We start from the raw sequence: 25,385 nt of genomic DNA, 5'->3' as shown, positions 1-25,385 counted from the left end.
GTTTTTAGGTTGTTTGTAGAGAGTATACGTGAGCAATTAAACGAACACTGTCAGATACCCGGGTCACAACCAACACCCGACCCACCCCACCGGACGTCTCCAGTCGAAACGAAGGGGTGGGGGAGGGTCCGAGAACCGAAGACGGTCATCGAGAGGAATCGAGATCCGAGAGATCACCGCTACGCCCCTGTCACCGATCGACGTCTGGACTCCGAGCCGATTCCCTGCACTCCACTTTCTCATCGATTCCCTGCACTCCGCTTTCGCGTCGGCTTCGGGGAGTTCGTTTCCGGTGTTCGAAACGAACTAGATATCGAACGGCTCGAAACCGCATACGTTCAATATCGGCCGATCGGAACGTCTGACGCAGTTCTTAAGTGAGAGGGGCGTGGATTCTACCTTAATTCCCCGAACGAACGCCGGGTGCGGCCGGATCGGGCGGTAACACGCGACACGGCTCGTTCGGGAGAAACCAGGATTGGAGGTCAGGATGGGACTGCTCACGAATCTCAAAGACAGCATATCACGGGTCACCGACGGGCTGTTCGCGGCCGACGAACCCAAGCGTATCGGGATCTACGGACCGCCGAACGCCGGAAAGACGACCCTCGCAAATCGGATCGCACGCGACTGGACGGGTGACGCCGTCGGACCCGAGAGCCACATCCCGCACGAGACTCGGCGGGCTCGCCGCAAGGAGAACGTCGAGATCGAACGGAACGGGCGGAAGGTCACGATCGACATCGTCGACACGCCGGGGGTGACGACGAAGGTCGACTACAAGGAGTTCCTCGACCACGACATGGAGAAGGACGACGCGGTGCGTCGCTCCCGCGAGGCGACCGAAGGGGTCGCGGAGGCGATGCACTGGCTCCGCGAGGACGTCGACGGCGTCATCTACGTCCTCGACTCCTCCACGGACCCGTTCACGCAGGTGAACACGATGCTCATCGGGATCATCGAGTCGCAGGACCTCCCGGCGCTGATCCTCGCGAACAAGACGGACCTTCCCGGAGCGGACGTCCAGCAGATCGCCAACGCCTTCCCGCAACACGAGACGATCCCCCTCTCGGCGCTCGAAGGCGACAACATGGACGAAGTGTACACGAAGATCGCGGAGTACTTCGGCTGATGCCCGGACCGACCCCCAACGTCGACGGCGACGCGTCGGCCGACGACTCCGACTCCGACGACGGCGTCCGGATCGACATGATAAGCGGCGCCCGGATGGAGGGGCTCACCGGCATGGAGAAGATCCGCCTCATCCTCGACGGCGTCCGCGACGGGAACATCGTGATCTTAGAGGAGGGGCTCTCCCCCGACGAGGAGTCGAAGCTGATCGAGGTGACGATGACCGAGATCAGCCCGGACGACTTCACCGGGATCGAGATCGAGACGTACCCGAAGGCGGAGACGTCCGACCAGAGCTTCCTCGACAAGCTGATGGGGCGGAAGTCCGCGCAGAAGCTCACCGTCATCGGACCGGCCAACCGGATCGAGACGCTGCACAAAGACGAGAACCTCATCAGCACGCTCGTCTCCCGTAAATAGATGCCTCACCAGTGTACCACCTGCGGCCGGACGTTCCCCGACGGCTCGAAGGAGATGCTCTCGGGCTGTCCGGACTGCGGTGGGAACAAGTTCCAATTCAAGCCCGCGGGCGCGACGACGGACGAAGGACCGACGACGGACGAAGACCCGACAACTGACGAACAGTCGGCGCCGCCCGAACGACAGACGTCGGATCCGACGGAGCGGTCCTCTCCGACTCCGGACGATCGCTCTCCTCGAAGCGGCGACCCCGATTCGACCGCTCCCGACACGTCTTCCAGTGTCGACGCTGACTCGACGACCTCTGACGCTGACCCGGCCGACCCGGACGAACCGGCCGACCCGGACGAAACGACCGAACCGGACGAACCGACCGAATCGGTAGACGATTCGACGGCCGGAACCGAACACGTCCGCGAACGCAGCGAGGAGGATGTCGCGCAGGCGAGCGCGCGATCCGACGTCGTCTCGCCGGACGAGCTCGACCGGGCGAGCCACCCCGTCGACTCCGAATCCGACGCGGACGCTCGGGAGTCCGCCGGCCCGGACGGCCCCCGTCCCGACATCAACGAACTCCGAGACGAGCTCAACGAGCAGTTCGAGAGCATCCGGATCGTGAGCCCGGGCAAGTACGAGCTCAACCTGATGGAGCTGTACGACCGCCAAGAGTACATCATCTCGCTGCAGGAGGACGGGCGCTACGTCATCGAGATGCCCGACGCGTGGGGCATTCAGGACGAGTGACGGCGACGAGTTTCCGACGAGCGGTGTCCCTCATCCGCCCGCCTTCGAACCGTCGCTCCGGTCGAACTGTACATTCGGGCGACCCTTGTCGAAGTGGACACAGTTATGCGGCTTCCTCCGCTACGGGCGCCCATGTCTGCTGATCACGCTTTCACTTCGGAATCTCGAGCCGTCTCTCGTTCGATCCGACGCGACGAATCCGGCCGGCACGCTCGCGCCGACGACCTGAACGCTCGCGACGAGGTGTGCGTATGCGCGTAGTCGCCAAGTTCGGCGGGACGAGCCTCGGCAGCGGCGACCGCATCGAACGCGCGGCCGACTCCGTCGCGAACGCGGTCGAGGCCGGCCACGAGATCGCCGTCGTCGCGAGCGCGATGGGGTCGACCACCGACGACCTCCTCGACGACATCACCTTCGAGACCGACGACGCCGACCGCGCCGAGATCGTCTCGATGGGCGAACGCACCAGCGTCAGGATGCTGAAGGCGGCCCTCTCGGTCCGCGGCATCGACGCCCTCTTCCTCGAACCGGGCCACCCCGACTGGCCGGTCGTCACGAACGAGCTCGGCGAGGTCGACGTCGAGGAGACGAAGAAGCGCGCGCACGCCATCGCGGAGCGGCTCGACGGCGTCGTCCCGATCATCACCGGCTTCCTGGCGGAGGACCACGACGGCAACGTCACGACGCTCGGTCGCGGCGGCTCCGACACGACCGCGGTGATGCTCGGCAACTACATGGACGCCGACGAGGTCGTCATCGTCACCGACGTCGAAGGGGTCATGACCGGCGACCCCCGCGTCGTCGAGGGGGCGCGGAACGTGGGTCGGATCACGGTCGACGAGCTGCGGAACCTCTCCTTCCGCGGCGCGGAGGTCGTCGCGCCGTCGGCGCTCTCCTACAAGGACGAGGACCTCGCGGTCCGGGTCGTCCACTATCAACACGGCGATCTCCTCAGGGGCGGCACTCGCATCGAGGGGCAGTTCGAGAGCCTGATCGACATGCGCGAGGAGCCGCTCGCGTGTCTCACCATCGCCGGGCGCGCGATCCGGAACCGGTCCGGTATCCTCTCGCAGCTCGCGAACGCCCTCCGCAAGGAGGAGATCAACATCGACGCGGTCGCCTCCGGCATGGACTCGGTCACGTTCTACGTCGACGTCGACATCGCGGAGACGGCCGAGGCGCTCCTCCACGAGGCCGTCGTCTCCGACGAGGCGCTCTCGTCTGTGACCGTCGCCGACCCCATCGCCGTCATCCGCGTGACCGGCGGCGAGCTCCCGAACCAGCCGGGCGTCATCCAGGACATCATCGCACCGCTGGCCGAGGACGGGATCAACATCATCGACCTCATCACGAGCGCGACGTCGGTCGCGGTGTTCGTCGACTGGGACGACAGAGAAGAGGCGCTCGAGATCGTTCAACAGCGGTTCGACTGACTGCTCGGTCCGTCCACCTGCCCGGCCCGACGACACACCCGTCGCTCCGGAACACGCTCCCGTCTTCCTCAATCGTCGTTCCGTCCGTTCAACTCCTCGTACTCGATCCGGTACCGGGTGGTCCGCCGCCCCTCGAACCGCGGGCCTCTCCCCGCGGCAGCGAACCCCGACGCCTCGATGACCTCGCTGGTCGCCTCGTCGTTCGGGACGACGACCTCGACGCCCATCTCCTCCCGGCGAGCGAACCGCCGCGGCTCCTCGAGCAGCCGTTCGATCGTCGACCCGCTCCCGTCGAAGTCGGTCACGTGGACGGTGTCGCCGCGGACGTCGAACGCGACGAAGCCGAGCACCGCCGCTTCCCCGTCGTCGCGTTCGGCGTCGTCGCGTTCGGCGTCGTCGCGTTCGGCGTCGTCGCGTTCGGCGTCGTCGCTGTCATCGCCGCCTTCAACCGCAACCCGAACCGACCGGTCGTGGATCATATTTCTCGCGACGTCTTTTGGCCGACCGGTGACCGATGCCAGCGCCTCGGCGTCCGATTCGAGCGCGTCACGAATCCGCATACCACGGCTACCGGACGGACCCGTATAAACCCGCTGTCGATCGGTTCCCGCGATCGGTCGGAACGTCTCCAGTCCGTCCGAACCCTTCCCCGTCCGCCCGAGGGGTCTCCCGTCCGAAGTAATATAGTTTTAAACGACCGGCGACCCCAGGGTTCGACATGAGCAAATCCACCACGATCGTCCTCGGGACGATCGGCGCCTCGGCGGCCCTGTCGGTTCTCATCATCCTCTCGTACGTGCTCGGCTGATGTTCTCGTCCCGGCCGCTCGACGACGACCTCGACGCGGTCCGCGAGGAACACGCACCCGGATCGCCCGTCATCGACGTCGACGCCGACTTCGAGACGCTCCCGCCGGCGGCGGCCGAGGACCTCGGGCTGTTCGTTGACGGGCTCTCGCCCGCCTCCTTCCCGGCGGCGTGGCTCCCCGACGAGGCGCCTGAGCTCCTCAAGCGGTACGCCGGCGCGACGTTCACCGTCGGACTGCCCGGCGACGGCACGGTCGTCCGGACGACCCAAACGGACCCCCAGACAGTGCTCGTCAAGAAGCGGGCGGAGGGGACGCCGGACGACTTCCTCGCATTCTTGATCGCCGACCGACTGGTTCAGATCGGCGTCTCGCCGTCTCCCGGATCGCTTCCGGACGACGCGTCTCCGACCGGCACGCGCCCGAACGACGCGCCCGCGGATGACGCGTCCCCGAACCCCCTCCCCGAGAGCTTCCTCCCGTTCTTCGGCGAGCGCTACCGCGACCTCGACGCCGCCGTCCGCCAACCGGACCCCGACACCGGCGCCTCGACCACGGGACACGGCCCGAGCGACGTCTTCCAGGTCGCGGCCGCGCTGTTCGACGCCTGGGTCGGGCTGTACACCCGCGACGTCTTCGCGTCGTGGGAGGGGCGCCACCCGCGGCTGTTCGACGCGTGGCTCGACGCCGGCGACCGCCTGGAGGGTCGGCTCGGCGACCTCTCGGGCGAGGTCGCCCGCGGCGAGACCGACTTCGCGAGCGCCACGGAGTACGCCTGCTCGACGGTGCGTCACGGGCTCGACCTCCCCGCGCCGTTCGCCGCGCTCGACACCGCCGCCTACCGCGACCGCGGCGCTCCGTACGCGGTGAAGTGGGCGGAGAAGACGTTCGAATCGATGGTCGACGACGGGGGCTGACCCGCGTTCGTTTTTACGGGTCGACTCGCTTTCGGTCCTATATCTCGAAGCTGACGTTCCCCTCGCCGTCGAGCTCGATGACGCCCTCGAACAGCTCCCGGAACCGGTCGAGCGTCGCGACCTCGTGGACCTCCTCGGAGAGGTGGAAGATCCCGACCGCGTCGTGCTCGTCGAGGAGGTCGAGGATGTCCGCGGCCGCCTCGAACACGGCGTCGTCGTCGGCGTAGTACGCCATCTCGGTGAGCGAGTCGACCGACACCCGTCGCTTCCCCTCGTTCTCCGTGAGGAACCGCTCGACCCGGTCGACGACGCCGTCGAGGTCGTCGGGGGCGGAGACGTAGAAGACGTCGTCGCTGGAGCGCCGCGAGTAGCCGCGCTCGACGGAGAGCGTGTCGAGGATCGTCGCCTTCGTCTCGTCGACGTCGTAGTACTCCAGCTTCTGCTCGACCTCGCGCGCGGTCGTGCGCGTGGAGACGACGAGGAACGCGTCGGTGTCGGTCTTCAGGAAGTCCGTGTCGATCCGGTCCGTCTCGCCGATGCTCGGGTGGACGAGCAGAAGCCCCGTCCCCCCCGGGATCGTTTCCGGCCCGTTCTCGATGGCGAGCGAGTAGTCCATGGGATCGGAAACCGCCGGACCGACTTAACGATGCGGGCCACGTCGGTCGACTACCGCTCGGCGCGACCATCGCCGGCCGACCGGTTTTTTGGATCCCCCTCGCGTTCGCACACACGATGGCCGGCCACGACACCGCGCGCGACGTCTACCGACAGGCGCTGCCGGTGATCCTCGTCAGCCTCGTCGCCGGGCTGTTCGCCGGCACCATCCTCGGGTCCGAGACGATGCGGGCCGGTATCTCGGAGGTCCCTGGCCTCCTCCTCCTGCTCCCGGCGTTCCTCGCGACCCGCGGCGGCGTGTACGGCTCGCTGGGCGCTCGCCTCTCGACCGGGCTCCACCAGGGGCTGATCGAGCCCCAGTTCCGGCTCGACCGGCGGCTCAGGAACGCGATCCTCGCCTCCTTCGTCAACGGGATGAGCGTCTCCGTCTTCATCGCCGTGGTCACCTACCTCTGGCTGACGCTCCTGGGAACGGAGGGGAACCTCCTCCAGCTGATCGGGATCATGGTCGTGGCGGGGTTCCTCTCGGCGGCCCTCATGATTTCGGTGCTGATCGCCGTCATCTTCGTCGGCTACCGCCGGGGGCTCGACCCGGACAACGTGATCGGCCCCGTCGTGACGACGCTCGGCGACGTGTTCGGGGTGTTCTTCCTCCTCGTCGGGATCTACGTCGTGGGGGTCGTGCTGTGACGAACGCCGACGCGGGAGACGGCTCGGCGTCAGGCGGGGGAAACGGGTCGACATCAGGCGGGAGAAACAGCCCCACGTCCGGCGGGGGAAACGGCCCCACGTCCGGCGGGGGCCCGACGATGACGGACGAGTGGTCAATTCGCCGGATCGTCCGGACGATGATCCCGCTCCTCACCGCGCTGTCGGTGCTCCAACTCGTCTCCGGGACCGTCCTCGAGACGTACGAGGCGGTGCTCGTCAGCAACCCGGCGCTGCTCGTGCTGGTCCCGGTCCAGATCGGAACGGCCGGGAACCTCGCGTCGATCACCTGTTCGCGGCTCACCACGCAGCTCTACCTCGGGACGTACGAACTGGACCCGTCGAACCCCGACCTCAGGGCGAACGCGGGCGCCGTGTTCGCCCTGGCGGGGACCGTCTTCGGCATCGTCGGCGTCGCCGCGTGGGCGATCGGGGTCGCGCTCGGCGGCACGCTCGGGCTCGGGCGGATGCTCCTCGTCTCGCTGGTCTCCGGGATGCTCCTCGCCGTCCTCGTCGTCGTCGCCAGCGTCGCCGCCGTGGAGGCCTCCTACCGGATCGGGCTCAACCCCGACGACACGACCATCCCCGTCGTCACCAACGTCTGCGACATCGCCGGCGTGCTGATCCTCTTCGCCGTCGTCTCGGTCGTCGTGTGAGTTCGGACGGCGGTGAGTGCGGACGGCGCTGTCGCCGCCCGGGCTCAGAACACGCTGTCGGCGGTCGCGGCGCCGACGACGCTGAACACCGCGCTGACGGAGACGGCCTTGGCCGTGGTCACCCACAGCTCGATCCCCGTCACGCCCTGATCGATGAGGAACGTGGCCGGCGCGTCGAAGAGAAACACGAGGACGGCCACGGAGCCGAAGGCGACGATCATCAGCGACACGAACCGAGCGGGAATCCCCGCGATCTCCTTCTCGTTCTCCGGGTCTCTGTCGGTGTCCGCCCGGTAGAGTGCGGCGTAGCCGATCAGCGCGACGAGCCCGGCGGTCAGCACCCCTTGAACCGCGCTCATGCCCGCGGCCAGGTCCCACACCTCGCCGGTGACGACGAACGGCCCCGCGAGGAGGAATCCGCCGACCGCCTGCTGTGCGGAGTCCGCGATCCGGAACTTCGGTCGACGGAGGCTCCGCGGGCGTTTCATACTTCCCGAAGGGACGGGAGCCGATAAAACAGCGACGCTTTTTAACGCCGCGTCGCGCGTCGCTGCGCGCGGACGGGTCCCCTCCGAATCGGTTTTCACCCACCCGCCCGTCGTACCGCCATGAGCGTTCGCGAGGAGTTCGACCAGTGGGCGACGTCGGGGAAGGACCGCGGAATGGAGGACAGACACTGGCACACCGCGAAACACGTGCTCGCGCGGATGCCGGTCGAGGCGGGCGACGCCGTCCTCGATTTAGGCACCGGCTCCGGCTACGCGCTCCGCGCGCTCCGCGAGCGCGGCATCGATCGCGGGTACGGGCTCGACGGCGCGCCGGAGATGGCCCGCAACGCCCGGCGCTACACCGACGACGACGCGGTGGGGTTCCTCGTGGGCGACTTCGACGCGCTCCCCTTCGCCGACGACTCGCTCGATCACGTCTTCTCGATGGAGGCGTTCTACTACGCGGCCGACCCGCGCAACACGCTCCGAGAGATCCGCCGCGTGCTGAAGCCCGGCGGAACCTTCTACTGCGCCGTCAACTACTTCGCCGAGAGCGAGTCGACCCACGCGTGGCAGGAGAACATCTCCGTGGAGATGACTCTGTGGAGCCGCGCGGAGTACCGCGAGGCGTTCCGAGACGCCGGGCTGTACGTCGCCGCACAGGACAACGTCCCCGACCGCGAGATCGAGATCCCAGACGCCTCGGCGTTCCCCACCGACGACTGGGACTCCCGCGAGGCGATGGTCGACCGCTACCGGACGTGGGGGACGCTGTTGACGGTCGGCGTCGCGCCCTGAATCGATCGATCATTTAAGAACTGTCGACGGATCGACGGTGAACACCTCCAAAGCCCCAGCCCCTTTGAGTCCCACCCGACCGCAACCGCGCCTCACGCCTCCCCAGCCCCGACGGACGGCCCGGCGCGGGCGAAGCCGCGCCGGGCCGCCGTCTCCCTCGCACGCGCTGACTCGCGGCCGCCGAGGGCGGCCGCTCGCAGGCGCGCGCCACCACAATTCGATTCAGAGTCGACTCCCTCTCGCCGATCCTTTTAATATTGTTAAATGTTAACATGATTAACCAGATGGAACTCCGCTGTGAGGGGTGCGCCGGCTGCTGCGTCGACTGGCGGCCGCTCGCACCGGACGCCGCCGGCTCCGACCGCGCCGGCGACCGCCCCCCGCTCGACGACGTCTACGACCTCGCTCCGCTCTCCCGCGACGAGGTCGCCGCCTTCGTCGACGACGGGCTCGGCGACGCGCTCGTCCCGCGGCTGTTCGAACCCGCGGAGCGCGACGTGACCGTCTCGATCGACGGCGTCGAGGTCGCCGCCGCCCGCGACCGCCCCGTGTTCATGGTCGGCCTCCGGAAGCCGCCGAAGCCGGTCGCGCCGATCGGGACCGACGAGCCCCGCTGGCTCGACGCCTGCGTCTTCCTCGACCCGACGACGCTCCAGTGCCGGATCCACGACGGGGACCTGTACCCCCGGACCTGCGCGACGTATCCGGGGCACAACCTCGAACTCGACGCCGAGACCGAGTGCGAGCGCGTCGAGGCCGCCGGCGGCGGCGACCGCCTCCTCGACGACGAGCCCCCCGGTGACCTCCCGGCGCCCGCGTTCGGTCCGCAGGCGCTCGGAACCACCGTCTTCGCCTACCCCGACCCCGACGACCTCGACGGGGTGGTCGATCGGATCCGGACCGACTCGCTCACCGCCGACGACCGCGCCCGGTTCGTCGGGGCCGCCGTCGGGTCGCGGCCGGGGTCGCTGTCAGTCGACCGCGACCGCATGACCGAGGCCCGGACCCGCGCCCGCGACGCCGACTCGTGGGCGGGGCGCGCGATCCGCGAGTGGACCGAGCGCGCGGGGGACGACGGCGACCCGACCGACCTCGACCCGGAACCCCGCGACCGACTGGTCCGCGAACTGGAGGACGACGCGGGCGCGCCGGGAACGCCGGGCTGGGGCGAGTGAGGGCGTTTCCGATCCCGCCCTCCCCCTTCCTCCTCACGCGTTCGCTCCCGGCCGCCAGACCCCCTGTTTCCGGTCGAGCCACGCGACGACGGCGACGTGCGGGAGCGTCATAGCCGCGATGGCGACGAGCGACACGGCGAGCAGGTCGCCGGGCGCGGCGACCCCGGCGGGGACCGAGAGCCCGACCGCGGCGACGACGAGGAACCCGCCGAGCGTGAGCGGCGCGGCGCCGCGCGCGAACCGGCGGAGCGCGCCGATCACGTCGCCGTCGCCGACCGTCCCCGCCGCCCGCTCGTCCACGAGGACCAGCCGGCCGACGTGCCGGAGCCCGTGCCAGAGCGCGAAGTACACCCCGACGGCGAACACGGGCGCGGCGAGCAGGAACCACGCCCACAGCGCCGCCACCTCCCCGGCGTCGCGGAGCCAGTCGCGTCGCGAGGCCCCCGCCCGAACCCGCCGGTACCCCAGTCCGACCGACAGCGCCGTCGCCGCGATCATGAACGCGCCGACGGCCGCCCGCGTCGCCGGGACGAAGACGGGGTCGACCGCGGCCGTCGCGGCGGCCGCGTCGACGACGAACAGGCCGACGACCCACTCGGCGACCAGCCGGTACTCGCCCGGGTGCGCGAGCAGCGGGACGCCCATCGGGAGCCCGCCTCGGACGACGAGGCTCAGCCAGCGCTCCGCGGAGGTAGGGAGGTGATCGACGCCGGCGACGGCCAGCGCCGCCACGTCGCCCTGCCCCCAGTGGAGCCACGTGAGGAGGATGAACCCGACGAACGCCGCGACCGGCGCGAGGAAGAACGCCGCGACGACCGCCCCGCCGAGGACCGCGTAGACGGCGGAGACGACCGCGATCGACCGCCGGAGCGAGACGTCCGTCGCCGCCCGGAAGGGGACGAGGTGGTCGACCGCGCCGTGGGCCATCCCGACGGCGAGCGTCCCCAGCGCGAACGTCGCGACGCCGACCTCCACCGGAAACAGGGGGGTCACGGCGCCGACCGGGAGCAGCGCCGCGAGCGCCAGTGCGGGGTAGAGCGCGAACCACCGGTCGACCGCCGACCGGGTCGCGGTCTCAGTCATCGACGGGGTCGGGGGACTCGGGGTCCGGTTCGGGCGGATCGGGCGTCGGGTCGAACGCGTCCACCGCCGACTCGATCGGCCGGCCGCGCCGGTCGTTCCAGTCGAGGACCCACTCGAACAGCACGAGCCCGTTCACCGTCATCACGCCCGCCGAGGCGAAGAAGAGCATCTCCTCGATCGGGAGCCCGAGGACGGCGATCCCGGTCGTCAGCTCGGTCGAGAGCCGCCACGTCCCCATCCCGATCGCGATCCGATCGGCGACCCAGAAGTACGCCGCGGGGATCAGCGTCGCCGCGAGCCACGTCCGCGGCGTCCGGACGAGGTACCCGCCGCCGACGCTCCACTGGAGCGCGAAGACGGGGCCGACCCACGCGATCAGCCCGCCGAGGTAGAGGTACGAGGGGTCGAGCGTCACGAGCCAGAGCCCGACGACGACCATCGCGAGGCCGGCGACGACGCCCGCGATCCGCGGCCGCCGGTCGAAGTCGCCCTCGCGGAACGTCGGGTCGAACCCGATCAGGTGGAGCGCGAACGCGGTGACGACGGTCTGGACGGTGAAAAACAGGTACTCCCCGAGCGGGATCGACAGCGCCCGGACGAGCACCGCGCCGTCGGCGTACGACCACGCCCCTCGGCGGATCATGTAGCTGATCCACGGGGTCGTGTACGCGTACGCGATGGCGACGAGGATCGCGATGCCGGCCGCCGCGCGTCGCCGTCTGACGGCGTCGTACCGCGGCGCGAGGTACCACAGCGCCGCGACGACGGGGAGGCTGAAGACGAGATGGAACTGGAGATACGTCAGCGTCGGAAGCATCCGATCACCCCACCGGCGCCGTCCATGACTCCCTGTTCGCTCCGTCCCTTATTAAGGGCCAGTCCAAACAGTGTGATCGACCCCCCGCGGTCGGCGGGATCTCGTCCGTCGGAGTTACGCTTCGGCCGACAGCACGCCGTGGCCCTCCAGCACCTTCCCGAGCCGGAACATGGAGGCGACGACGGCGTCGCAGACCGGGCGCACCGCGTCCTTCGGTACGAAGCCGACCGCGAGCCCGGCCACCTCCAGCATCGGGAGATCGTTCGCGCCGTCCCCGATCGCGACCGTCTCGCTCATCGGAACGCCGAGGTCGGCGGCGAGCCCCGCCAGCGCGTCGTCCTTCGTCCCCTCGATGAGCGGCCCCTCGGCGTCGCCGGTGAGTTTTCCGCCTGCCATCGGGAGACGGTTGGCGACAACCGTGTCGGCCTCGACGCCCGCCTTCGCGAGCGCGCGCTTGACGCCGCGCTCGAACCCGCCCGTGAGCACCGCGACGTGGTGGCCGTCCGCCTGCAGGCGCTCGATCAGCTCCCCGGCGCCCGGCCGGAGCGTCACCTCGTCGAACGCGGCCGCCACGTCGTCCTCGTCGAGCCCGCCGAGCAGTTCGGCTCGCTGATAGAGGCTCTCGGCGTAGCTGAGCTCGTCGTTCATCGCCCGCTCGGTGATCTCGGCCACCTCGTCGGCGACGCCCGCGCGCTCGGCGAGCAGGACCGTCATCTCGGAGTCGGAGAGCGTACCGTCGAAGTCGAACGCGATCAGGCTCATGGACTCCGTTCGGCGCGGCGGGGTTTTGAAGCACCTGATCGCGCAACGGACTCCGCACGGCGGGGACCGTCCCGGAGCGCCGCGCTCTCGGTGGCCTTTTTGCCGGTCGGGACCGTCGCCTCCGACATGGACCGAACCGCCGACGACCGCGCCGACGTCGACGTCGACGACCTGCTGAAGGTGATTCTGGGGCTCGCTATCGTGTGGCTTCTCCTGGAGATTCTCGGCGCCGTGCTGGAGGTCACGTTCGCGCTCTTGGACGCGCTTCCGACGCTTATCGTCCTCGCGATCGTCGTGTTAATCGCCTTACGGCTCACCGACCGGATCTGAGGCGTGTTCAGCCTGAACGTCCCGCTCCCGCCCGCGCTCGGCGAGCTCGCGGCCGATCTCCACCCGAAACTGTCGGGGTTCGACCGCGTGCGCGACCGTCACACCCTCGTCTGCAAGCGACTCGGGATCGGGGACGTCCCGGACCGCGTCGCGAGCGGTGCTCGCTCCGGCCCGCCGGACGCCGCTTCCGGCACCGACCCGACGCCCCCCAAGTCCGATGCGCTCGCGGCGCTCCGCGAGGACCTCCGCCCGCTTGTGTCGGGGACCGACCCGTTCGACGTCGCCGTGACCGGCATCGACGTCTTCGACGCCCCAGCCTCCGGGTCGCGGCCGGTGGTGTACCTCGCCGTCGAGAGCGAGGTTCTCGTCCGGCTCCACCACCGGTTGTGCGCGGCCTACGGCGCGATCGAGGGAATCGAGGGCGACGACTTCGTCCCGCACGTCACCCTGGCGCGCGGCGGGAATCCCGACCCGGGCGTCGTGGCCGACCTCGTGGGTGCGGAGTTCGAGCCGATCCGGTGGCGCGTCCACGCGCTCGACCTGTACGACCCCGAGTTCCGCGAGATCGCCGCGACGATCGACTTATAAATAGTTGTGAGCGGATCGGCGGTGAAGACCTCCAAAGCCCCAGCCGCTCGGCGATACTCTGCCGATTAGGGTTTCGACGGTGAACGCGTTCAAAGCCCCAGCCGCGAGGATGACGCACGCTCGTTGCGCTCCTCAGTCGCTCACTTCGTTCGCTCCCTGTGGTGCTTACGTCGCCTGCGTCATCCTCGCGACTGCCCCTTTGAGTCCCACCCGACCGCACAGCAACCGCGCCTCACGCCTCCCCAGCCTCGTCGGTGGTCCTCCGCTTCGCTCCGGACCACCGACTCCAGCGAGAATCGAAGATTCTCTGGCAGCCGGCGCGTAGCGCCGGCGACCTCGCACACGCTGACTCGCGGCCGCGGGGCGGCCGCTCGCAGGCGCGCGCCGACTGCTATCGATTTATAAATAGCACGTCGCCGGCGGCGGTCACGTCTCGTCGTCGTCCTCGTTGACGCCGCTGTCGCTCCCGCTCGGCTCGTCGACCGCGTGGTGCGGCCCGACCGGGCCGTGCGTCGGGCAGACGCCGGCGATGGGGGTCGCGTTGAGACAACAGGCCCGCCGTTCGCTCGCGATGACGCCCCGCGAGAGGCGCTCGCCGCAGCGCCGACAGTACGACGCGGTCTCGTCGTCGGTCATCCCTACCGCTCGCGGATGCGCATCGGCACCGGGTGGTCCGGGTGCATCGTCAGCGAACCCCGCAGCGAGAGCTCGGGGCCCTCGTACTCCAGGTCGTACTGCGAGCAGACCTCCGCGAGGATCAGCTTGGCTTCGAGCAGCGAGAACGCCTTCCCGATGCAGTGACGCGGCCCGCCGCCGAACGGGAAGTACGCGAACCGCGGGCGCTGACTCCGGCGCTCCGGTTTCCACCGGCTCGGGTCGAACGTCTCGGGGTCGTCGTACCAGCGCGGCGACCGGTGGACCACCCACTGCGACAGCATGAGCGCGGAGCCCTCCGGGATCCGGTACCCCCCGATCTTCACGTCGAGCTTCGGCTCGCGGAACAGGGTGTAGACGGGGGGATACAGCCGCATCGACTCGTTGAGCACGCGCTCGGTGTACTTCATCTCGCGGGCGTCGGCAGCGGTCGGGGCGCCGCCGGCGGCGGTCGGGTCGTCCGCTGCGCGACCGCCACCGACCGCCGCTTCGGCCTCCGCGGCCACCCGCTCGCGGGCCTCGGGGTGGTTCGAGAGCAGGTAGAACGTGTACGTCAGCGCGAGCGCCGTCGTGTCGTGGCCGGCGAGCAGCATCGTCACCAGCTCGTCGCGGAGGTTCTCGTCGCTCTGCTCGCCGCGCTCGCGGGCGCGCAGCAGGACCGAGAGCAGGTCCATCGGGAGGTCGCCGTCGCCGTCGCCGGCGGGGCCGCGCACCGCGACGCCCTCGGGACCGGCCGGGTCCACGGAGGGGTCGCGCTCGGTCCCGCGCCGGCGCTCCACGATCCCGTCGATCACGGACTCGAGGGTGTCGATGGCGGCGTCGAACTCGCGGTTCTCGCGGGTCGGCACCCAGTTCGGGATCAGGAAGCGGCGGGGGTCGGGCTCGAAGCGCGCGCCGAGCGGCTCCAGCTTCTCCTGGACCGTCTTCACTTCCTCGTCGGTGATGTCGGCGCCGAACATCGCGGAGACGATGATCTTGACGGTGAGGCGGGCGACTTCGAGCTGGACGTCGACCACGTCGCCGTCGCTCCAGTCCGCGAGCTGCGACTCGGTGTGGTCGACCATCGTCCCCGCGAGCGCGCCGATCCGGCGGTTGTGGAACGAGGGGTTCGCCAGCTTCCGCTGGCGCTGCCACGCCTCGCCCTCGCTCATCAGGAGGCCGTTCCCGAGCAGGGTGTCCATGGCGTCGTCGCCGAACTGCGGCTTCCGGTAGCGCTCGGCGTCGGCGACGAGGACGCGCTCGACGTCGGCGGGGTTCGTCAGCAGGTACGTCTCCCGGGGGCCGAGGTCGAAGCGGACGACGTCGCCGTAGCTGTCGGCGCAGGCGCGCATGAACGAGAACGGGTCGTCGGCGTACTGGCGGCCGTTGCCGAAGACGGGGTCGCCGATGGGTCCGGGCGGCGTGACGGACATACCAAAAGCAGGGTCTCGGCGAGGTTAAACGTTCGGCGGCGGGGAGAACGCGCACGGCGTAAACCGACCGATCGTCCGACGCCGACCCGCCTACTGCCGGGCGTCCAGGCGCTCGACGCGCGTGATCAGCTCGTCGACGGCGACCTCCTGGTCGTCGGTCGCCTCGACGATGCGGTCGGTCGCGTCCTCGGTGCGGTCGGAGCGCTCGCGGACCGCCTCCAGCGACGACGTGAGCTCCTCGACGGTCGCGGCTTGGTCGTCCGTCGTCCGGGCCACCTCGGCGACGCCCGCGGCCGCCTCGTCGACCGCGTCGGCGATCTCTTCCAGCGAGTCGAGCACCGTCTCGATCTCGGTCCCGGCGTCCTCGATGCGGTCGTGCGAGCGCTCGACGGCGGCCGTGGTGTCCGCCGACTGCTCCTGGAGCTTGTCGAGGCTCTCCGTGATCTCCTCGGTGTAGCCGCGGGTCTCGTCGGCGAGCTTCTTCACCTCCTCGGCGACGACCGCGAAGCCGTCCCCGCCCTCGCCGGCCCGGGCGGCCTCGATGTTGGCGTTCAAGGCGAGCAGGTTCGTCTGCTCGGCGACGTCGGAGATGACCTCGATGACCTCCTCGATGTCGTCCATGCGCTCGGAGAGCGCGCCCACGCTCTCGACGAGCTCGTCGCCGATCTCGACGACGTCCTCGGTCGCCTCGCGGGCGTCCTCGCTGGCGTCGAGCCCCTGGTCGGCGGCCTCGCTGGCGGCGACCGCCGCCGAGTCGACCTGGTCGGCCGTGGCGGCGACCTCCTCCATGCCGGCCGAAAAGGACTGCATCTCGGAGACGCTCTCCTCCAACAGCTCGTTCTGCTCGTCGACGTTCTCGGCGATGTCGGCGGCGGCCCCGCTCGCCTCCTGAACCGTCCGGTCGATCTGACGCGCCTGCTCGTGGACGCTCTCGGAGAGGTTCTGCAGGTTCTCCGCCATCTCGTTGACGACGCCGATGACGGCCAGCAGCTCCTCGTCGAGGGATTCGCACTCCTCGTGGCAGACGGCGCGGGCGTCGAGGTTCCCCTCGCCGATCTCCTCGGCGGTCTCGCGGATCTCAGAGACCAGCTTCTTCGTCGCGTCTCGCTCGTTGACGTTCTCCGTGCGGTCGATGACGACCTCGGTGACTCCGACGAGCTCGTCGCCGTCGTACAGCGGCGTCGCGGTGAATTCGATGTGCTTCTCGTCGCCGTGGCGGTCCACCATCGTGCTGGTGTCGCGGTAGCGGTTCCGGGCCGAGTCGGGGCGCTCGACGCCGTACGCCTCGTCGGCGGTCTCGGGAGCGTCGAGCACCTTGTCGGCCAGCGTGTCGGCGCGGCGGCCGTCGGGGTAGAACAGCTCCGAGACGTGGCCGTGACCGATCGCGTCCTCGCGCTCGCTCCCGGTGAGCGAGGCGATGGACTCGTTCCACTCCGCGACGTTGCCGTCGGCGTCGAGGATGAACGTCGGCACGCTCGTCGCGTCGAACACCTGCTCGAAGCCGGCCCTGGCCAGCGTCTCGGCGCGGTCGACGCCCCGCTCGTCGGTGATGTCGTACTCCTCGCTCCCGGCAGCGCCGCCCCGACCGGCGTCGTCGGCCCCGATCGGCCGCTCGTCGCCGGCGGGGTCGTCGACGACGACTCCGCCGTCCGGGACCGACCGCGAGTCTCGGTCCCGCCCGAACACGCGCCGGAGCAGCCCTCTGACTCCCGTCATATCTACGTCGCCCTCTCCCAAGCGCCTCTATAAACCGTTCCCTCTGGTATTCAGATATGATAATCATCTCGGTCGCTCCCGTCACCTTCCGCCGCCGCGATCCCGCCCGCAGCGTTCAAACGCGTCCGGCGGCTACCTCGGACCGATGGACGCCGACGCCGTGCGCGAGCGGGCCGCGGACCTCCCCACCGAGCCCGGCGTGTACCAGTTCCGGGCGGGGGAGACCACGCTGTACGTCGGCAAGGCGGTCGACCTCCGGGACCGGGTTCGGTCGTACGCGGACCCGCGCTCGGGGCGGATTCGGGGGATGGTCGCGCGCGCCGACCGGATCGAGTTCGCGGTCACCGACACCGAGACGCAGGCGCTCCTGCTGGAGGCGAACCTCATCAAGCGGCTCCAGCCCCGGTTCAACGTCCGGCTGAAAGACGACAAGTCGTACCCGCTGATCGCCTTGACCGACCACCCGGTCCCCCGGATCGAGGTCACCCGCGACCCGGAGGAGGGCGCGGTCGCGTACGGCCCGTTCACCGACAAGGGCCGCGTCGAGACCGTGGTGAAGGCGATCCGCGACGAGTACCGGCTCCGCGGCTGCTCGGACCACAAGTACGCGAACCGCGACCGCCCCTGCCTCGACTACGAGATGGGGATATGCTCGGCCCCCTGTACCGGCGAGATCGACCCCGAGAGCTACGCCGAGGACGTGGCCGCGGTCCACCGCTTCTTGGAGGGAGAGACGGGCGCGCTCGCCGACCCCCTACGCCGGCGGATGGAGGCCGCCGCCGAGGGCGTCGAGTTCGAGCGGGCCGCCAATCTCCGCGACCGGCTCGAGGCGGTCGAGGCGTTCCACGGCGAGGGCGGCGAGGCCGTCAGCGACCGGTCCGACGACCGCACCGTCGACGTGCTCGCGGCCGCGGTCGAGGGGGACGTCGCCCGCGTCGCCCGGCTCCACAGCGAGCGCGGCCAGCTGGTCGACCGGAGCCGCCACCGGCTGGACGCGGCGGCGGTGGGTGAGGAGTCGACCGACGATGAGACCACCCCCGCCAACACCCCCGCCGCGGTGCTGTCGGCGTTCCTCACGCAGTACTACGCCGAGCGGGAGTTCCCGGACGCGGTCCTCCTCGCGGAGCGCCCGTCGGACCCGGACGTGGTCGACTGGCTGGAAGGGGAGGGGGTCGCGGTGCGGGTCCCCGGCGCGGGCCGCGAGGCGAAGCTCGTCGAGCTCGCGCTCAAGAACGCCCGCAAGCGCGGCGGCCGCGACGACCCCGTCGGCGCGCTAGGCGATCGACTCGGGATCGGCCGCCCGGCCCGGATCGAGGGGTTCGACGTGAGCCACGCGCAGGGGACCGCGGTGGTCGGATCCGACGTCTGCTTCGTCGACGGGAGCGCCGAGACCGCCGACTACCGCCGGAAGAAGCTCACCGACCGCAACGACGACTACGCGAACATGCGCGAGCTGATCCGGTGGCGCGCCGAGCGCGCGGTCGAGGGCCGCGACGACCGGCCCGACCCCGACCTGCTGCTCATCGACGGCGGCGAGGGACAGCTCGGCGCCGCCCGCGACGCGCTCGCGGAGACCGGCTGGGACGTGCCCGTCGTCGCGCTCGCGAAGGCCGAGGAGCTGGTCGTCACCCCGACCGGCACCCGCCGGTGGGACGACGACGCCCCCGAGCTGCACCTGCTCCAGCGGGTGCGCGACGAGGCGCACCGGTTCGCCGTCTCCTACCACCAGACCGTCCGCGACGAGGTGCGGACCGTCCTCGACGACGTGCCCGGCGTCGGCCCCGAGACCCGGCGTCGGCTCCTCCGGCGGTTCGGATCGGTCGAGAGCGTCCGCGACGCGTCCGTCGACGACCTCACCGACGTCGACGGCGTCGGCGACGCGACCGCCGAGACGCTCCGCGAACGCTTGTAAGCGCTCGCGGAGTCATCGGGAACCGCTTTCACCGAGCGGCGATCCGGGGCCGTTCACACCACCTGCTCGCCGTCGTCCTCGTACACCTCGATGGCGTCGACCGGGCAGACCCGGGCCGCGAACTTCGCGTCGAACTCCTCGCTGTCGGGCACGTCGACGACGAACAGGTCCTCTTCCTCCTCTTCGCTCCCTTTTAAATCAGCCTTCCCGTCGTTCAGGTTCTTCTCGAAGGCGTCCCACTCGGCGACGCACTGGTACATCCCGACGCAGGTGTCGCGGTCGAACTTCACGTACATGGGTTTCGGTTGGATGAGGCGGTACAAAGCCGTGGCGACGAGCGTTGTGAGACTTCGGTCTATTCGGGTTCGACGACAGGCCACCGGAGAACCGCCTCCAAAGCCCCGGCCGCCCCTTTGAGTCCCGCTCCGCCCCGCACGGCAACCGCACCTCACGCCTCCCCAGCCTCGCGGCTCCCTCGCTTCGCTCCGGTCGCCGCGTCCCTCGCGCGCGCTGCTCGGCCGCGAGGCGGCCTCGCAGGCACGCGCCGACAGCCTTCGGTCGGTCGAGCGCGGGACGTACCCTCGACTTCGCCTCGCGTCGACCGGCCTTTTTAAGCGTCGGAGGAACGGATCCCCGCCTATGACCACGGTCTGGCTCGTCGACCGACAGTTCGACTCGAAGGGGCTCGTGCGGCTCACGTACGCCACGGAGGACGGCGAGCGCGTCCACACGAAGGAGCTGGCCGAGCAGCGACTCGTCACGGGCGACGGGATCACCGCCGGCCGCGACGTCGACGAGAGCGCGCTCGGCGAGAGCCCGGACGACGAGGTCGAGCGGTTCGCCGCGGAGGCGTCGCGGATGGCCGCCGAGCACGACCCGGACGACCGGGTCTGAGCGTCCTGCCCCGGAGTTCCGCCCCGCACAACCGAGTCCGTTAAGGGGGAACCGCCGGAAGATGCGCGTGAAATGCCCAGTGGTGAGTACGACCCCGACGCCGTCGAGCCGCGGTGGCAGCGGCGATGGGTCGACGAGGAGACGTACGCCTACCCCGACGACGACCCGGTCGACCCGAACACCGTCTTCTCCATCGACACGCCCCCGCCGACGGTGTCGGGGAGCCTCCACATGGGCCACCTGTACGGGTTCACCCTCCAGGACTTCGTTGCCCGCTTCGAGCGCATGAACGGCGGCGCGACGTTCTTCCCGTTCGGCTACGACGACAACGGCATCGCCTCCGAGCGGCTCACCGAGGACGAGCTCGATATCCGCCACCAGGAGTTCGAGCGCCGCGAGTTCCAGGCGAAGTGCCGCGAGGTGTGCGCGCGGTACGAGGAGCAGTTCACCGAGAACGTCCAGTCGCTCGGCGTCTCCGTCGACTGGGACCACACCTACCAGACGATCGAGCCGCGCGTCCAGCGCGTCTCGCAGCTGTCGTTCCTCGACCTGTACGAGCAGGGCCGCGAGTACCGCGAGAAGGCCCCCGCGATCTGGTGTCCCGAGTGCGAGACCGCCATCTCGCAGGTCGAGACCGAGGACGACGAGCAGGACAGCCACTTCAACGACATCGCGTTCCCCGTCGTCGGGAGCGACGCCGGCGATGACGGCGCCGACGAGTTCGTCATCTCGACGACGCGGCCCGAGCTCCTCCCGGCCTGCGTCGCCGTCTTCGTCCACCCCGACGACGACGAGAACCGGGACCTCGTCGGCAAGTCCGCCGAGGTCCCGCTGTTCGGCCACGAGGTGCCGATCGTCGCCGACGAGCGCGTCGACATGGAGACGGGCTCCGGGATCGTGATGTGCTGTACGTTCGGCGACCAGAACGACATCGAGTGGTACCAGGTCCACGACCTGGACCTCCGCGTCGCCATCGACGAGTCCGGCCACATGACCGACGTCGCAGAGGGGTACGAGGGGTTACACTCCTCGGAGGCCGCCGAGGCCATCGTCGAGGACCTCGACGACGCGGGCGCGCTGCTCGACCGCCGCGACATCACCCACACCGTCAACGTCCACGAGCGCTGCGGGACGAGCGTCGAGTTCCTCGTCACCGAGCAGTGGTACATCGAGATGCTCGACAAGACGGACGAGTACCTCGAGATCGGTCGTGAGATGGAGTGGTCCCCGGAGAAGATGTTCACCCGGTACGAGCACTGGGTCGAGGGGCTGCAGTGGGACTGGCTCATCTCCCGCCAGCGCTCCTCGGGCATCCCGTTCCCCGTCTGGTACTGCGGGGACTGCGGCGAGGTCGTGGTCGCCGAGAAGGCCGACCTCCCCGTCGACCCCCTCTCCGACGACCCGCCGGTCGACGCGTGTCCCGCGTGCGGGCACGACGCGTTCGAGCCCGAGGACGACGTGCTCGACACGTGGGCCACCTCCAGCCTGACGCCGCTCATCAACGCCGGCTGGGACTGGGACGATGAGGCCGGCGAGTTCACGATGGAGCACCCGGAGCTGTACCGGTTCGACCTCCGGCCGCAGGGCCACGACATCATCAGCTTCTGGCTGTTCCACACGCTGGTGAAATGTTACGAGCACACCGGCGAGGTCCCGTTCGAGGAGACGATGATCAACGGCCACGTCCTCGACGAGAACAGAGAGAAGATGTCGAAGTCCGTCGGCAACGTCGTCGAGCCCGAGGAGGTGCTCGCGGAGTTCCCGGTCGACGCCACGCGCTACTGGGCCGCCGGCACCGCCGTCGGCGACGACTTCCCGTTCAAGGAGAAGGACCTCCGCGCGGGCGAGAAGCTGATCCGCAAGCTGTGGAACGCCTCCAAGCTCGTGGAATCGCTGGCGCCCGAGCCGTACCCGGACGCGCCGGCCGACGACGAGCTCCGCGAACTCGACCGCTGGCTCCTCGCCGAGCTCGACGACCGCGTCGAGCGGCTCACCGGGCTGTTCGAGGACCGCGCCTTCTCGAAGGCCCGAGACGAGCTCCGGAGCTTCTTCTGGAACACGTTCTGTGACGACTACCTCGAGATCGCCAAGCAGCGCGAGGACGACGCCGCGGCGTACACGCTCCGGACGGCGCACCGCCGGTTCCTGAAGCTGTTCGCTCCGCTGCTCGCGCACGTGACCGAGGAGCTCTGGCACGACATGTACGCGGCGGGGGCGAGCGACCCCGAGGCGGTCGACGCCGCGGTCGCCGACGGCGCGCGCGACTCGATCCACCTCGCCGACTGGCCCGAGCCGCTCGGCCTGGAGGCGGACCACGAGGCCGGCGCCGCCGCCACGGCCGTCGTCGGCGCCCTCCGGAAGTACAAGAGCGAGAACCAGCTCCCCCTGAACGCCGAGCTCGACGCCGTCGAGGTGTACGCGGACGTCCGCGGCTTCGAGGACGACGTGACGGGCGTGATGCACGTCGCCGACCTCGCGGTCCACCCCGACGCCGACGCGCCGGTCGAGACGGTGATCACCGGGATCGACCTCGACTACGCGACGGTCGGCCCGAAGTACGGGAACCGGGTCGGCGACATCGAGGCCGCGATCGCGCGGGAGGAGTACGAGATCGACGGCGACGAGCTTCACGTCGACGGCGTCACGCTCACCGGCGACGAGTTCTCTATCGAAGAGGAGCGGCAGTACCGGGGCGACGGGGAGCTGTTGGAGGCCGACGACGTCGTCGTCATCGTCAGCGAGGCGTAGGCCGACCGCGGACCGTCGACGCTCCACTCCGTTCTAACGCTCCGCTCTGTTCTACAGGTCCGCGCCGACCGCGTCGGCGACGGAGTCGAACCCGTCCCGGTCGAGCAGTTCGAGGAGTCCCTCGTTGATCTCGCGGGCGAGGCTCGGCCCCTCGTACACGAGGCCCGTGTACAGCTGGACGAGCGAGGCGCCCGCGCGTATCTTCTCGTATGCCCCCGCCGCGTCCGAGATCCCGCCAACCCCGATCACGGGGACGTCGGTGCGCTCGGCGACGAACCGGATCCGGTCGGTCGCGAGGTCCTCGATCGGCTTCCCGGAGAGGCCGCCCCGTTCGGCGCGGTTGTGGCTCCGCAGCGACTCCGGTCGGGAGGTCGTGGTGTTGGTCGCGATGACGCCGTCGAGGTCGAGGTCGTCGACGACGCCGAGCGCGTCCTCGACCGCGGGCTCCGGGAGGTCCGGCGAGAGCTTCACGAGGAGGGGGCTCGCGCCCGCGTCGTCGAGGCCCCCGAGTATCTCCTCGAGGGCGTCGCGGTTCTGCAGCTCTCGGAGCCCGGGCGTGTTCGGGCTCGAGACGTTGACGACGAAGTAGTCGCCCGCGTCCGCGACGCGCTCGTATGTGTACAGGTAGTCGTCCGGCGCGTCGGCGAGCGGCGTCGACTTCGACTTCCCGATGTTGATCCCGACGGGCACGTCGGGCAGCGGCTCGCGGTCGAGCCGCTCGCCGACGGCGTCGGCGCCCTCGTTGTTGAACCCCATCCGGTTGATCAGCGCCTCGTCCTCGCGGAGCCGGAATAGCCGCGGTCGCGGGTTCCCCGGCTGCCGATCGGCCGTCACGCCGCCGACCTCGACGTGGCCGAACCCGAGCGCGGCGAGCGCGCGCGGCACCTCCGCGTTCTTGTCGAAGCCGGCGGCCACGCCGACCGGGTTCGGGAACGCGTTTCCGAACGCCTCGACCCGCAGTCGCGGGTCGTCGACGACGTACCGCCCGCGCAGCGCGCGCTCGACCGGAGTTCCCTGTGCGGTCCGCAACAGTCGGTGCGTCATGCCGTGTGCCGTCTCCGCCGGCAGGCCGAACAGCGCCGGCTTCAACAGGTCGTACGCGCCCATCGTTTCGGACTCGTCGCGAGCGGGCATCAATCCGCCGACCGACGGAAACGCCGGCCGTGTCTCGCACGCCGGGGTACGGCGTCGCGGTCGCTCGCGGCGGTGAGTCGGCGGCCCGGGGGGAGGTCGAAGAAGGGATCCGATTCAGAAGTCGTGCTCGAGCTGCTCGGGGTTGGAGTCCGCCTTCTGGATGATTATCTTCCCGTCTCGGACCCTGACGAACACCTCGTCGCCGATCTCCATGCCGGCGACGGCGAGCTCGTCCTCGTGGAGGTTCACGTGGACGTTGTGGTACTCCCCCTCGTCGTCCTTGGCGCCACTGGGGCTGAGCTTCTTTTTACGGACCATCGCGGTTGTACTGGTCGCACTTCGCCATAGCAGACACATAAGTGTTGTTTACCCGAATCCGCACTCCTCGGGCACTCCGAGCGGTTCGGGCTCCGATCCGTCGGCTTCGGCTCGCGATTCCCTCTCTGCGGTCGCCCGCCCGAGACGCACCGCGATCGGTCCGTCGCGACCAGTCCGTTCGCGGTGCGTCTCGTCCGACCGCTCTGAATCGGACGATCCCGATCGGTCAAAACCGCTAGCCGGGACGGAGTTACTATATAAATGTTTTGCCGATCAGCTTTCATTTACCCGATATATTTATTACACGCTGTGTGCTGGGTTCGCATGGAGCATAAACCATGGTACGTGAAGACGGTAAGCGAAACTTCGCCCTTCGAGAGGCAGACGGATCGGAACCGAGCGAGTTCTCCGGAAACATGCCCCGTCAGGCCGCGCTCAAAGCGGCTCGAACGCTCGAGCCGGCCCCCTCCGAGGAGGAGGCGGACCGAATCACGCTTCGGCTCCGCGAGAAAGGGACGAAAAAGGTCCACGAGTACGAGGGGTGGGCCTGGAAGGACAGCGCCCCCGAAGTCGACGAGGCGGACGACGACTTCTGGCTCAACGACCTCGACGACATCACGAAAGCCAACGTCTCGAAGCAGGGAATTGAGTACATCGACGAGGAGTAGCCGCCGGGGCCGTTCGACCTTTTTTGCTACCAGCGCCGCGTAGCTGTGAGTCCGTTCACAGTTCCCCGGCATGAAACCGCATGACGTGGCGGCGTTGCTTCGACGGGGTTAAATACAACCCGGGCATCGTAACTAATGCGAAGAACGCATCCGCGAACTCGGGCCGTTCAACCCGGCCCGGTTTCGCTGGACTTGGACCGCTTCGATGGGTTTATGACCCTTCGAAGGATACAATCAAGTCCGCGAAGATGAGGATTTCGCCCCCTGCGCTCCGGCGTAAGAGGAAATCTGATGTGAGCCGTGGTAGTTCGGTGTCATCCAGATCGCTGGCTGGCCCGGACACCACATAGACCATGCAATGGTGTTTTGACTCACCGCGAGTCAAAACCCGCCAACACCCCCTCTGAGCCGGGAACCAGGTTCAGAGGTTATACATTCCGGTTGATCCTGCCGGAGGCC

General features: G+C 69.3%; 28 protein-coding genes. 16 read left to right on the top strand and 12 right to left on the bottom strand.

Annotated features, from left to right (window positions below):
- Nucleotides 1-490 precede the first annotated feature (490 nt).
- The 4 genes from B4V04_RS08735 (at nt 491) to B4V04_RS08720 (ending at nt 3,728) form a co-directional block, all read left to right on the top strand.
- A complete protein-coding gene (locus tag B4V04_RS08735) occupies nt 491-1,132 on the top strand; it encodes an Era-like GTP-binding protein (protein WP_144798459.1) in 642 nt (213 codons plus the stop codon).
- Complete coding sequence (locus B4V04_RS08730; RefSeq protein WP_498230892.1) at nt 1,132-1,551, top strand: DUF2073 domain-containing protein; 420 nt, start codon at nt 1,132-1,134, stop codon at nt 1,549-1,551. Before B4V04_RS08735 ends, B4V04_RS08730 begins: the two co-directional genes overlap by 1 nt.
- Nucleotides 1,552-2,295, top strand: a complete 744-nt coding sequence (locus tag B4V04_RS08725; protein WP_498230891.1) for a Zn-ribbon domain-containing protein — start codon at nt 1,552-1,554, stop codon at nt 2,293-2,295. It begins immediately after the preceding gene.
- Between the two features lie 251 nt (nt 2,296-2,546).
- Complete coding sequence (locus tag B4V04_RS08720; RefSeq protein ID WP_498230889.1) at nt 2,547-3,728, top strand: aspartate kinase; 1,182 nt, start codon at nt 2,547-2,549, stop codon at nt 3,726-3,728.
- A 68-nt stretch (nt 3,729-3,796) separates the two neighbouring features.
- On the opposite strand, the gene B4V04_RS08715 is transcribed toward B4V04_RS08720, so the two are convergent.
- Entirely contained in the window at nt 3,797-4,288 is a 492-nt protein-coding gene (locus B4V04_RS08715; protein WP_498230887.1) for a hypothetical protein, read from the bottom strand.
- A 158-nt stretch (nt 4,289-4,446) separates the two neighbouring features.
- Here B4V04_RS08715 and B4V04_RS08710 point away from each other — a divergent pair, with 158 nt between their 5' ends.
- Together B4V04_RS08710 and B4V04_RS08705 are read left to right on the top strand one after the other, a co-directional pair.
- Nucleotides 4,447-4,536 (top strand): hypothetical protein, encoded by a 90-nt coding sequence (locus B4V04_RS08710; protein ID WP_498230885.1) that lies wholly within the window; start codon nt 4,447-4,449, stop codon nt 4,534-4,536.
- The gene (locus tag B4V04_RS08705; protein ID WP_498230883.1) at nt 4,536-5,450 is read left to right on the top strand and encodes a DUF7089 family protein; all 915 of its coding nucleotides are present in this window, start codon (nt 4,536-4,538) and stop codon (nt 5,448-5,450) included. Before B4V04_RS08710 ends, B4V04_RS08705 begins: the two co-directional genes overlap by 1 nt.
- Before the next feature lie 37 nt (nt 5,451-5,487).
- Here the strand turns inward: B4V04_RS08705 and B4V04_RS08700 are convergent, their stop codons facing one another.
- Complete coding sequence (locus B4V04_RS08700; RefSeq protein WP_498230881.1) at nt 5,488-6,066, bottom strand: DUF7090 family protein; 579 nt, start codon at nt 6,064-6,066, stop codon at nt 5,488-5,490.
- Between the two features lie 116 nt (nt 6,067-6,182).
- Here B4V04_RS08700 and B4V04_RS08695 point away from each other — a divergent pair, with 116 nt between their 5' ends.
- Both B4V04_RS08695 and B4V04_RS08690 read left to right on the top strand, forming a co-directional pair.
- The gene (locus tag B4V04_RS08695; RefSeq protein WP_498230879.1) at nt 6,183-6,755 is read left to right on the top strand and encodes a magnesium transporter; all 573 of its coding nucleotides are present in this window, start codon (nt 6,183-6,185) and stop codon (nt 6,753-6,755) included.
- A 119-nt stretch (nt 6,756-6,874) separates the two neighbouring features.
- Entirely contained in the window at nt 6,875-7,429 is a 555-nt protein-coding gene (locus B4V04_RS08690; RefSeq protein WP_498230876.1) for a magnesium transporter, read from the top strand.
- Between the two features lie 44 nt (nt 7,430-7,473).
- Here the strand turns inward: B4V04_RS08690 and B4V04_RS08685 are convergent, their stop codons facing one another.
- Nucleotides 7,474-7,917: a DUF2391 domain-containing protein gene (locus B4V04_RS08685; RefSeq protein WP_498230874.1), complete on the bottom strand. Its 444-nt coding sequence runs from the start codon at nt 7,915-7,917 to the stop codon at nt 7,474-7,476.
- A 120-nt stretch (nt 7,918-8,037) separates the two neighbouring features.
- On the opposite strand from B4V04_RS08685, the gene B4V04_RS08680 reads away from it, so the two are divergent.
- Nucleotides 8,038-8,715 (top strand): class I SAM-dependent methyltransferase, encoded by a 678-nt coding sequence (locus tag B4V04_RS08680; protein ID WP_498230873.1) that lies wholly within the window; start codon nt 8,038-8,040, stop codon nt 8,713-8,715.
- Between the two features lie 284 nt (nt 8,716-8,999).
- On the top strand, nt 9,000-9,890 hold the full coding sequence (locus B4V04_RS08675) for a YkgJ family cysteine cluster protein (protein WP_498230872.1): 891 nt from the start codon (nt 9,000-9,002) through the stop codon (nt 9,888-9,890).
- Between the two features lie 33 nt (nt 9,891-9,923).
- Here the strand turns inward: B4V04_RS08675 and B4V04_RS08670 are convergent, their stop codons facing one another.
- The 3 genes from B4V04_RS08670 to serB form a co-directional block, all read right to left on the bottom strand.
- On the bottom strand, nt 9,924-10,973 hold the full coding sequence (locus B4V04_RS08670) for a Brp/Blh family beta-carotene 15,15'-dioxygenase (protein WP_498230871.1): 1,050 nt from the start codon (nt 10,971-10,973) through the stop codon (nt 9,924-9,926).
- Nucleotides 10,966-11,790 carry a lycopene cyclase domain-containing protein gene (locus B4V04_RS08665; protein ID WP_498230870.1) on the bottom strand — a complete coding sequence of 275 codons (825 nt, stop codon included), beginning with the start codon at nt 11,788-11,790 and terminating at the stop codon, nt 10,966-10,968. Before B4V04_RS08665 ends, B4V04_RS08670 begins: the two co-directional genes overlap by 8 nt.
- Before the next feature lie 114 nt (nt 11,791-11,904).
- Complete coding sequence (gene serB / locus B4V04_RS08660) at nt 11,905-12,552, bottom strand: phosphoserine phosphatase SerB (protein WP_498230869.1); 648 nt, start codon at nt 12,550-12,552, stop codon at nt 11,905-11,907.
- Nucleotides 12,553-12,678: 126 nt separating this feature from the next.
- Between serB and B4V04_RS08655 the strand changes: the two genes are divergently transcribed.
- Both B4V04_RS08655 and B4V04_RS08650 read left to right on the top strand, forming a co-directional pair.
- Nucleotides 12,679-12,882 (top strand): DUF7554 family protein, encoded by a 204-nt coding sequence (locus tag B4V04_RS08655; protein ID WP_498230867.1) that lies wholly within the window; start codon nt 12,679-12,681, stop codon nt 12,880-12,882.
- 3 nt (nt 12,883-12,885) lie between these two features.
- On the top strand, nt 12,886-13,470 hold the full coding sequence (locus tag B4V04_RS08650) for a 2'-5' RNA ligase family protein (RefSeq protein ID WP_498230865.1): 585 nt from the start codon (nt 12,886-12,888) through the stop codon (nt 13,468-13,470).
- Between the two features lie 426 nt (nt 13,471-13,896).
- Here B4V04_RS08650 and B4V04_RS08645 read toward each other — a convergent pair whose 3' ends face one another.
- From B4V04_RS08645 to B4V04_RS08635, 3 genes are all read right to left on the bottom strand, one after another.
- Nucleotides 13,897-14,106, bottom strand: a complete 210-nt coding sequence (locus B4V04_RS08645) for a hypothetical protein (protein WP_498230863.1) — start codon at nt 14,104-14,106, stop codon at nt 13,897-13,899.
- A 2-nt stretch (nt 14,107-14,108) separates the two neighbouring features.
- Nucleotides 14,109-15,536, bottom strand: a complete 1,428-nt coding sequence (locus B4V04_RS08640; RefSeq protein ID WP_498230862.1) for a cytochrome P450 — start codon at nt 15,534-15,536, stop codon at nt 14,109-14,111.
- Between the two features lie 90 nt (nt 15,537-15,626).
- Nucleotides 15,627-17,252, bottom strand: a complete 1,626-nt coding sequence (locus B4V04_RS08635; RefSeq protein ID WP_498230860.1) for a methyl-accepting chemotaxis protein — start codon at nt 17,250-17,252, stop codon at nt 15,627-15,629.
- Between the two features lie 145 nt (nt 17,253-17,397).
- Here B4V04_RS08635 and B4V04_RS08630 point away from each other — a divergent pair, with 145 nt between their 5' ends.
- On the top strand, nt 17,398-19,164 hold the full coding sequence (locus B4V04_RS08630; protein ID WP_498230859.1) for an excinuclease ABC subunit C: 1,767 nt from the start codon (nt 17,398-17,400) through the stop codon (nt 19,162-19,164).
- A 53-nt stretch (nt 19,165-19,217) separates the two neighbouring features.
- On the opposite strand, the gene B4V04_RS08625 is transcribed toward B4V04_RS08630, so the two are convergent.
- Nucleotides 19,218-19,460 carry a ferredoxin gene (locus B4V04_RS08625; protein ID WP_498230857.1) on the bottom strand — a complete coding sequence of 81 codons (243 nt, stop codon included), beginning with the start codon at nt 19,458-19,460 and terminating at the stop codon, nt 19,218-19,220.
- A 343-nt stretch (nt 19,461-19,803) separates the two neighbouring features.
- Between B4V04_RS08625 and B4V04_RS08620 the strand changes: the two genes are divergently transcribed.
- Both B4V04_RS08620 and B4V04_RS08615 read left to right on the top strand, forming a co-directional pair.
- On the top strand, nt 19,804-20,058 hold the full coding sequence (locus tag B4V04_RS08620) for a DUF7967 family protein (RefSeq protein WP_144798481.1): 255 nt from the start codon (nt 19,804-19,806) through the stop codon (nt 20,056-20,058).
- Between the two features lie 72 nt (nt 20,059-20,130).
- Complete coding sequence (locus tag B4V04_RS08615; RefSeq protein WP_498230856.1) at nt 20,131-22,806, top strand: valine--tRNA ligase; 2,676 nt, start codon at nt 20,131-20,133, stop codon at nt 22,804-22,806.
- A gap of 51 nt (nt 22,807-22,857) precedes the next feature.
- Here B4V04_RS08615 and B4V04_RS08610 read toward each other — a convergent pair whose 3' ends face one another.
- Nucleotides 22,858-23,913: a quinone-dependent dihydroorotate dehydrogenase gene (locus tag B4V04_RS08610; protein ID WP_498232445.1), complete on the bottom strand. Its 1,056-nt coding sequence runs from the start codon at nt 23,911-23,913 to the stop codon at nt 22,858-22,860.
- 141 nt (nt 23,914-24,054) lie between these two features.
- Nucleotides 24,055-24,258, bottom strand: coding sequence for a hypothetical protein (locus B4V04_RS08605; protein ID WP_092564125.1), 204 nt, complete (start codon nt 24,256-24,258; stop codon nt 24,055-24,057).
- Nucleotides 24,259-24,596: 338 nt separating this feature from the next.
- Here B4V04_RS08605 and B4V04_RS08600 point away from each other — a divergent pair, with 338 nt between their 5' ends.
- Nucleotides 24,597-24,926: a non-histone chromosomal MC1 family protein gene (locus tag B4V04_RS08600; RefSeq protein ID WP_498230854.1), complete on the top strand. Its 330-nt coding sequence runs from the start codon at nt 24,597-24,599 to the stop codon at nt 24,924-24,926.
- The last annotated feature ends 459 nt before the right edge of the window (nt 24,927-25,385 follow it).

Source organism: Halorubrum sp. B52 (genome assembly GCF_059752555.1).
The sequence above is the reverse complement of the archived record's forward strand: the minus strand, read 5'-3'. Positions and strand labels throughout refer to the sequence as shown.

What these genes read in the sequence shown, in the direction of transcription:
- B4V04_RS08610 (WP_498232445.1), bottom strand. Translation starts at nt 23,913, where the DNA reads ATGGGCGCGTACGACCTGTTGAAGCCGGCGCTGTTCGGCCTGCCGGCG.
- B4V04_RS08720 (WP_498230889.1), top strand. Translation starts at nt 2,547, where the DNA reads ATGCGCGTAGTCGCCAAGTTCGGCGGGACGAGCCTCGGCAGCGGCGAC.
- B4V04_RS08680 (WP_498230873.1), top strand. Translation starts at nt 8,038, where the DNA reads ATGAGCGTTCGCGAGGAGTTCGACCAGTGGGCGACGTCGGGGAAGGAC.
- B4V04_RS08735 (WP_144798459.1), top strand. Translation starts at nt 491, where the DNA reads ATGGGACTGCTCACGAATCTCAAAGACAGCATATCACGGGTCACCGAC.
- B4V04_RS08645 (WP_498230863.1), bottom strand. Translation starts at nt 14,106, where the DNA reads ATGACCGACGACGAGACCGCGTCGTACTGTCGGCGCTGCGGCGAGCGC.
- serB (WP_498230869.1), bottom strand. Translation starts at nt 12,552, where the DNA reads ATGAGCCTGATCGCGTTCGACTTCGACGGTACGCTCTCCGACTCCGAG.
- B4V04_RS08605 (WP_092564125.1), bottom strand. Translation starts at nt 24,258, where the DNA reads ATGGTCCGTAAAAAGAAGCTCAGCCCCAGTGGCGCCAAGGACGACGAG.
- B4V04_RS08665 (WP_498230870.1), bottom strand. Translation starts at nt 11,790, where the DNA reads ATGCTTCCGACGCTGACGTATCTCCAGTTCCATCTCGTCTTCAGCCTC.
- B4V04_RS08655 (WP_498230867.1), top strand. Translation starts at nt 12,679, where the DNA reads ATGGACCGAACCGCCGACGACCGCGCCGACGTCGACGTCGACGACCTG.
- B4V04_RS08675 (WP_498230872.1), top strand. Translation starts at nt 9,000, where the DNA reads ATGGAACTCCGCTGTGAGGGGTGCGCCGGCTGCTGCGTCGACTGGCGG.
- B4V04_RS08670 (WP_498230871.1), bottom strand. Translation starts at nt 10,973, where the DNA reads ATGACTGAGACCGCGACCCGGTCGGCGGTCGACCGGTGGTTCGCGCTC.
- B4V04_RS08620 (WP_144798481.1), top strand. Translation starts at nt 19,804, where the DNA reads ATGACCACGGTCTGGCTCGTCGACCGACAGTTCGACTCGAAGGGGCTC.
- B4V04_RS08615 (WP_498230856.1), top strand. Translation starts at nt 20,131, where the DNA reads ATGCCCAGTGGTGAGTACGACCCCGACGCCGTCGAGCCGCGGTGGCAG.
- B4V04_RS08690 (WP_498230876.1), top strand. Translation starts at nt 6,875, where the DNA reads ATGACGGACGAGTGGTCAATTCGCCGGATCGTCCGGACGATGATCCCG.
- B4V04_RS08625 (WP_498230857.1), bottom strand. Translation starts at nt 19,460, where the DNA reads ATGTACGTGAAGTTCGACCGCGACACCTGCGTCGGGATGTACCAGTGC.
- B4V04_RS08685 (WP_498230874.1), bottom strand. Translation starts at nt 7,917, where the DNA reads ATGAAACGCCCGCGGAGCCTCCGTCGACCGAAGTTCCGGATCGCGGAC.
- B4V04_RS08705 (WP_498230883.1), top strand. Translation starts at nt 4,536, where the DNA reads ATGTTCTCGTCCCGGCCGCTCGACGACGACCTCGACGCGGTCCGCGAG.
- B4V04_RS08710 (WP_498230885.1), top strand. Translation starts at nt 4,447, where the DNA reads ATGAGCAAATCCACCACGATCGTCCTCGGGACGATCGGCGCCTCGGCG.
- B4V04_RS08600 (WP_498230854.1), top strand. Translation starts at nt 24,597, where the DNA reads ATGGTACGTGAAGACGGTAAGCGAAACTTCGCCCTTCGAGAGGCAGAC.
- B4V04_RS08725 (WP_498230891.1), top strand. Translation starts at nt 1,552, where the DNA reads ATGCCTCACCAGTGTACCACCTGCGGCCGGACGTTCCCCGACGGCTCG.
- B4V04_RS08700 (WP_498230881.1), bottom strand. Translation starts at nt 6,066, where the DNA reads ATGGACTACTCGCTCGCCATCGAGAACGGGCCGGAAACGATCCCGGGG.
- B4V04_RS08730 (WP_498230892.1), top strand. Translation starts at nt 1,132, where the DNA reads ATGCCCGGACCGACCCCCAACGTCGACGGCGACGCGTCGGCCGACGAC.
- B4V04_RS08715 (WP_498230887.1), bottom strand. Translation starts at nt 4,288, where the DNA reads ATGCGGATTCGTGACGCGCTCGAATCGGACGCCGAGGCGCTGGCATCG.
- B4V04_RS08630 (WP_498230859.1), top strand. Translation starts at nt 17,398, where the DNA reads ATGGACGCCGACGCCGTGCGCGAGCGGGCCGCGGACCTCCCCACCGAG.
- B4V04_RS08635 (WP_498230860.1), bottom strand. Translation starts at nt 17,252, where the DNA reads ATGACGGGAGTCAGAGGGCTGCTCCGGCGCGTGTTCGGGCGGGACCGA.
- B4V04_RS08695 (WP_498230879.1), top strand. Translation starts at nt 6,183, where the DNA reads ATGGCCGGCCACGACACCGCGCGCGACGTCTACCGACAGGCGCTGCCG.
- B4V04_RS08640 (WP_498230862.1), bottom strand. Translation starts at nt 15,536, where the DNA reads ATGTCCGTCACGCCGCCCGGACCCATCGGCGACCCCGTCTTCGGCAAC.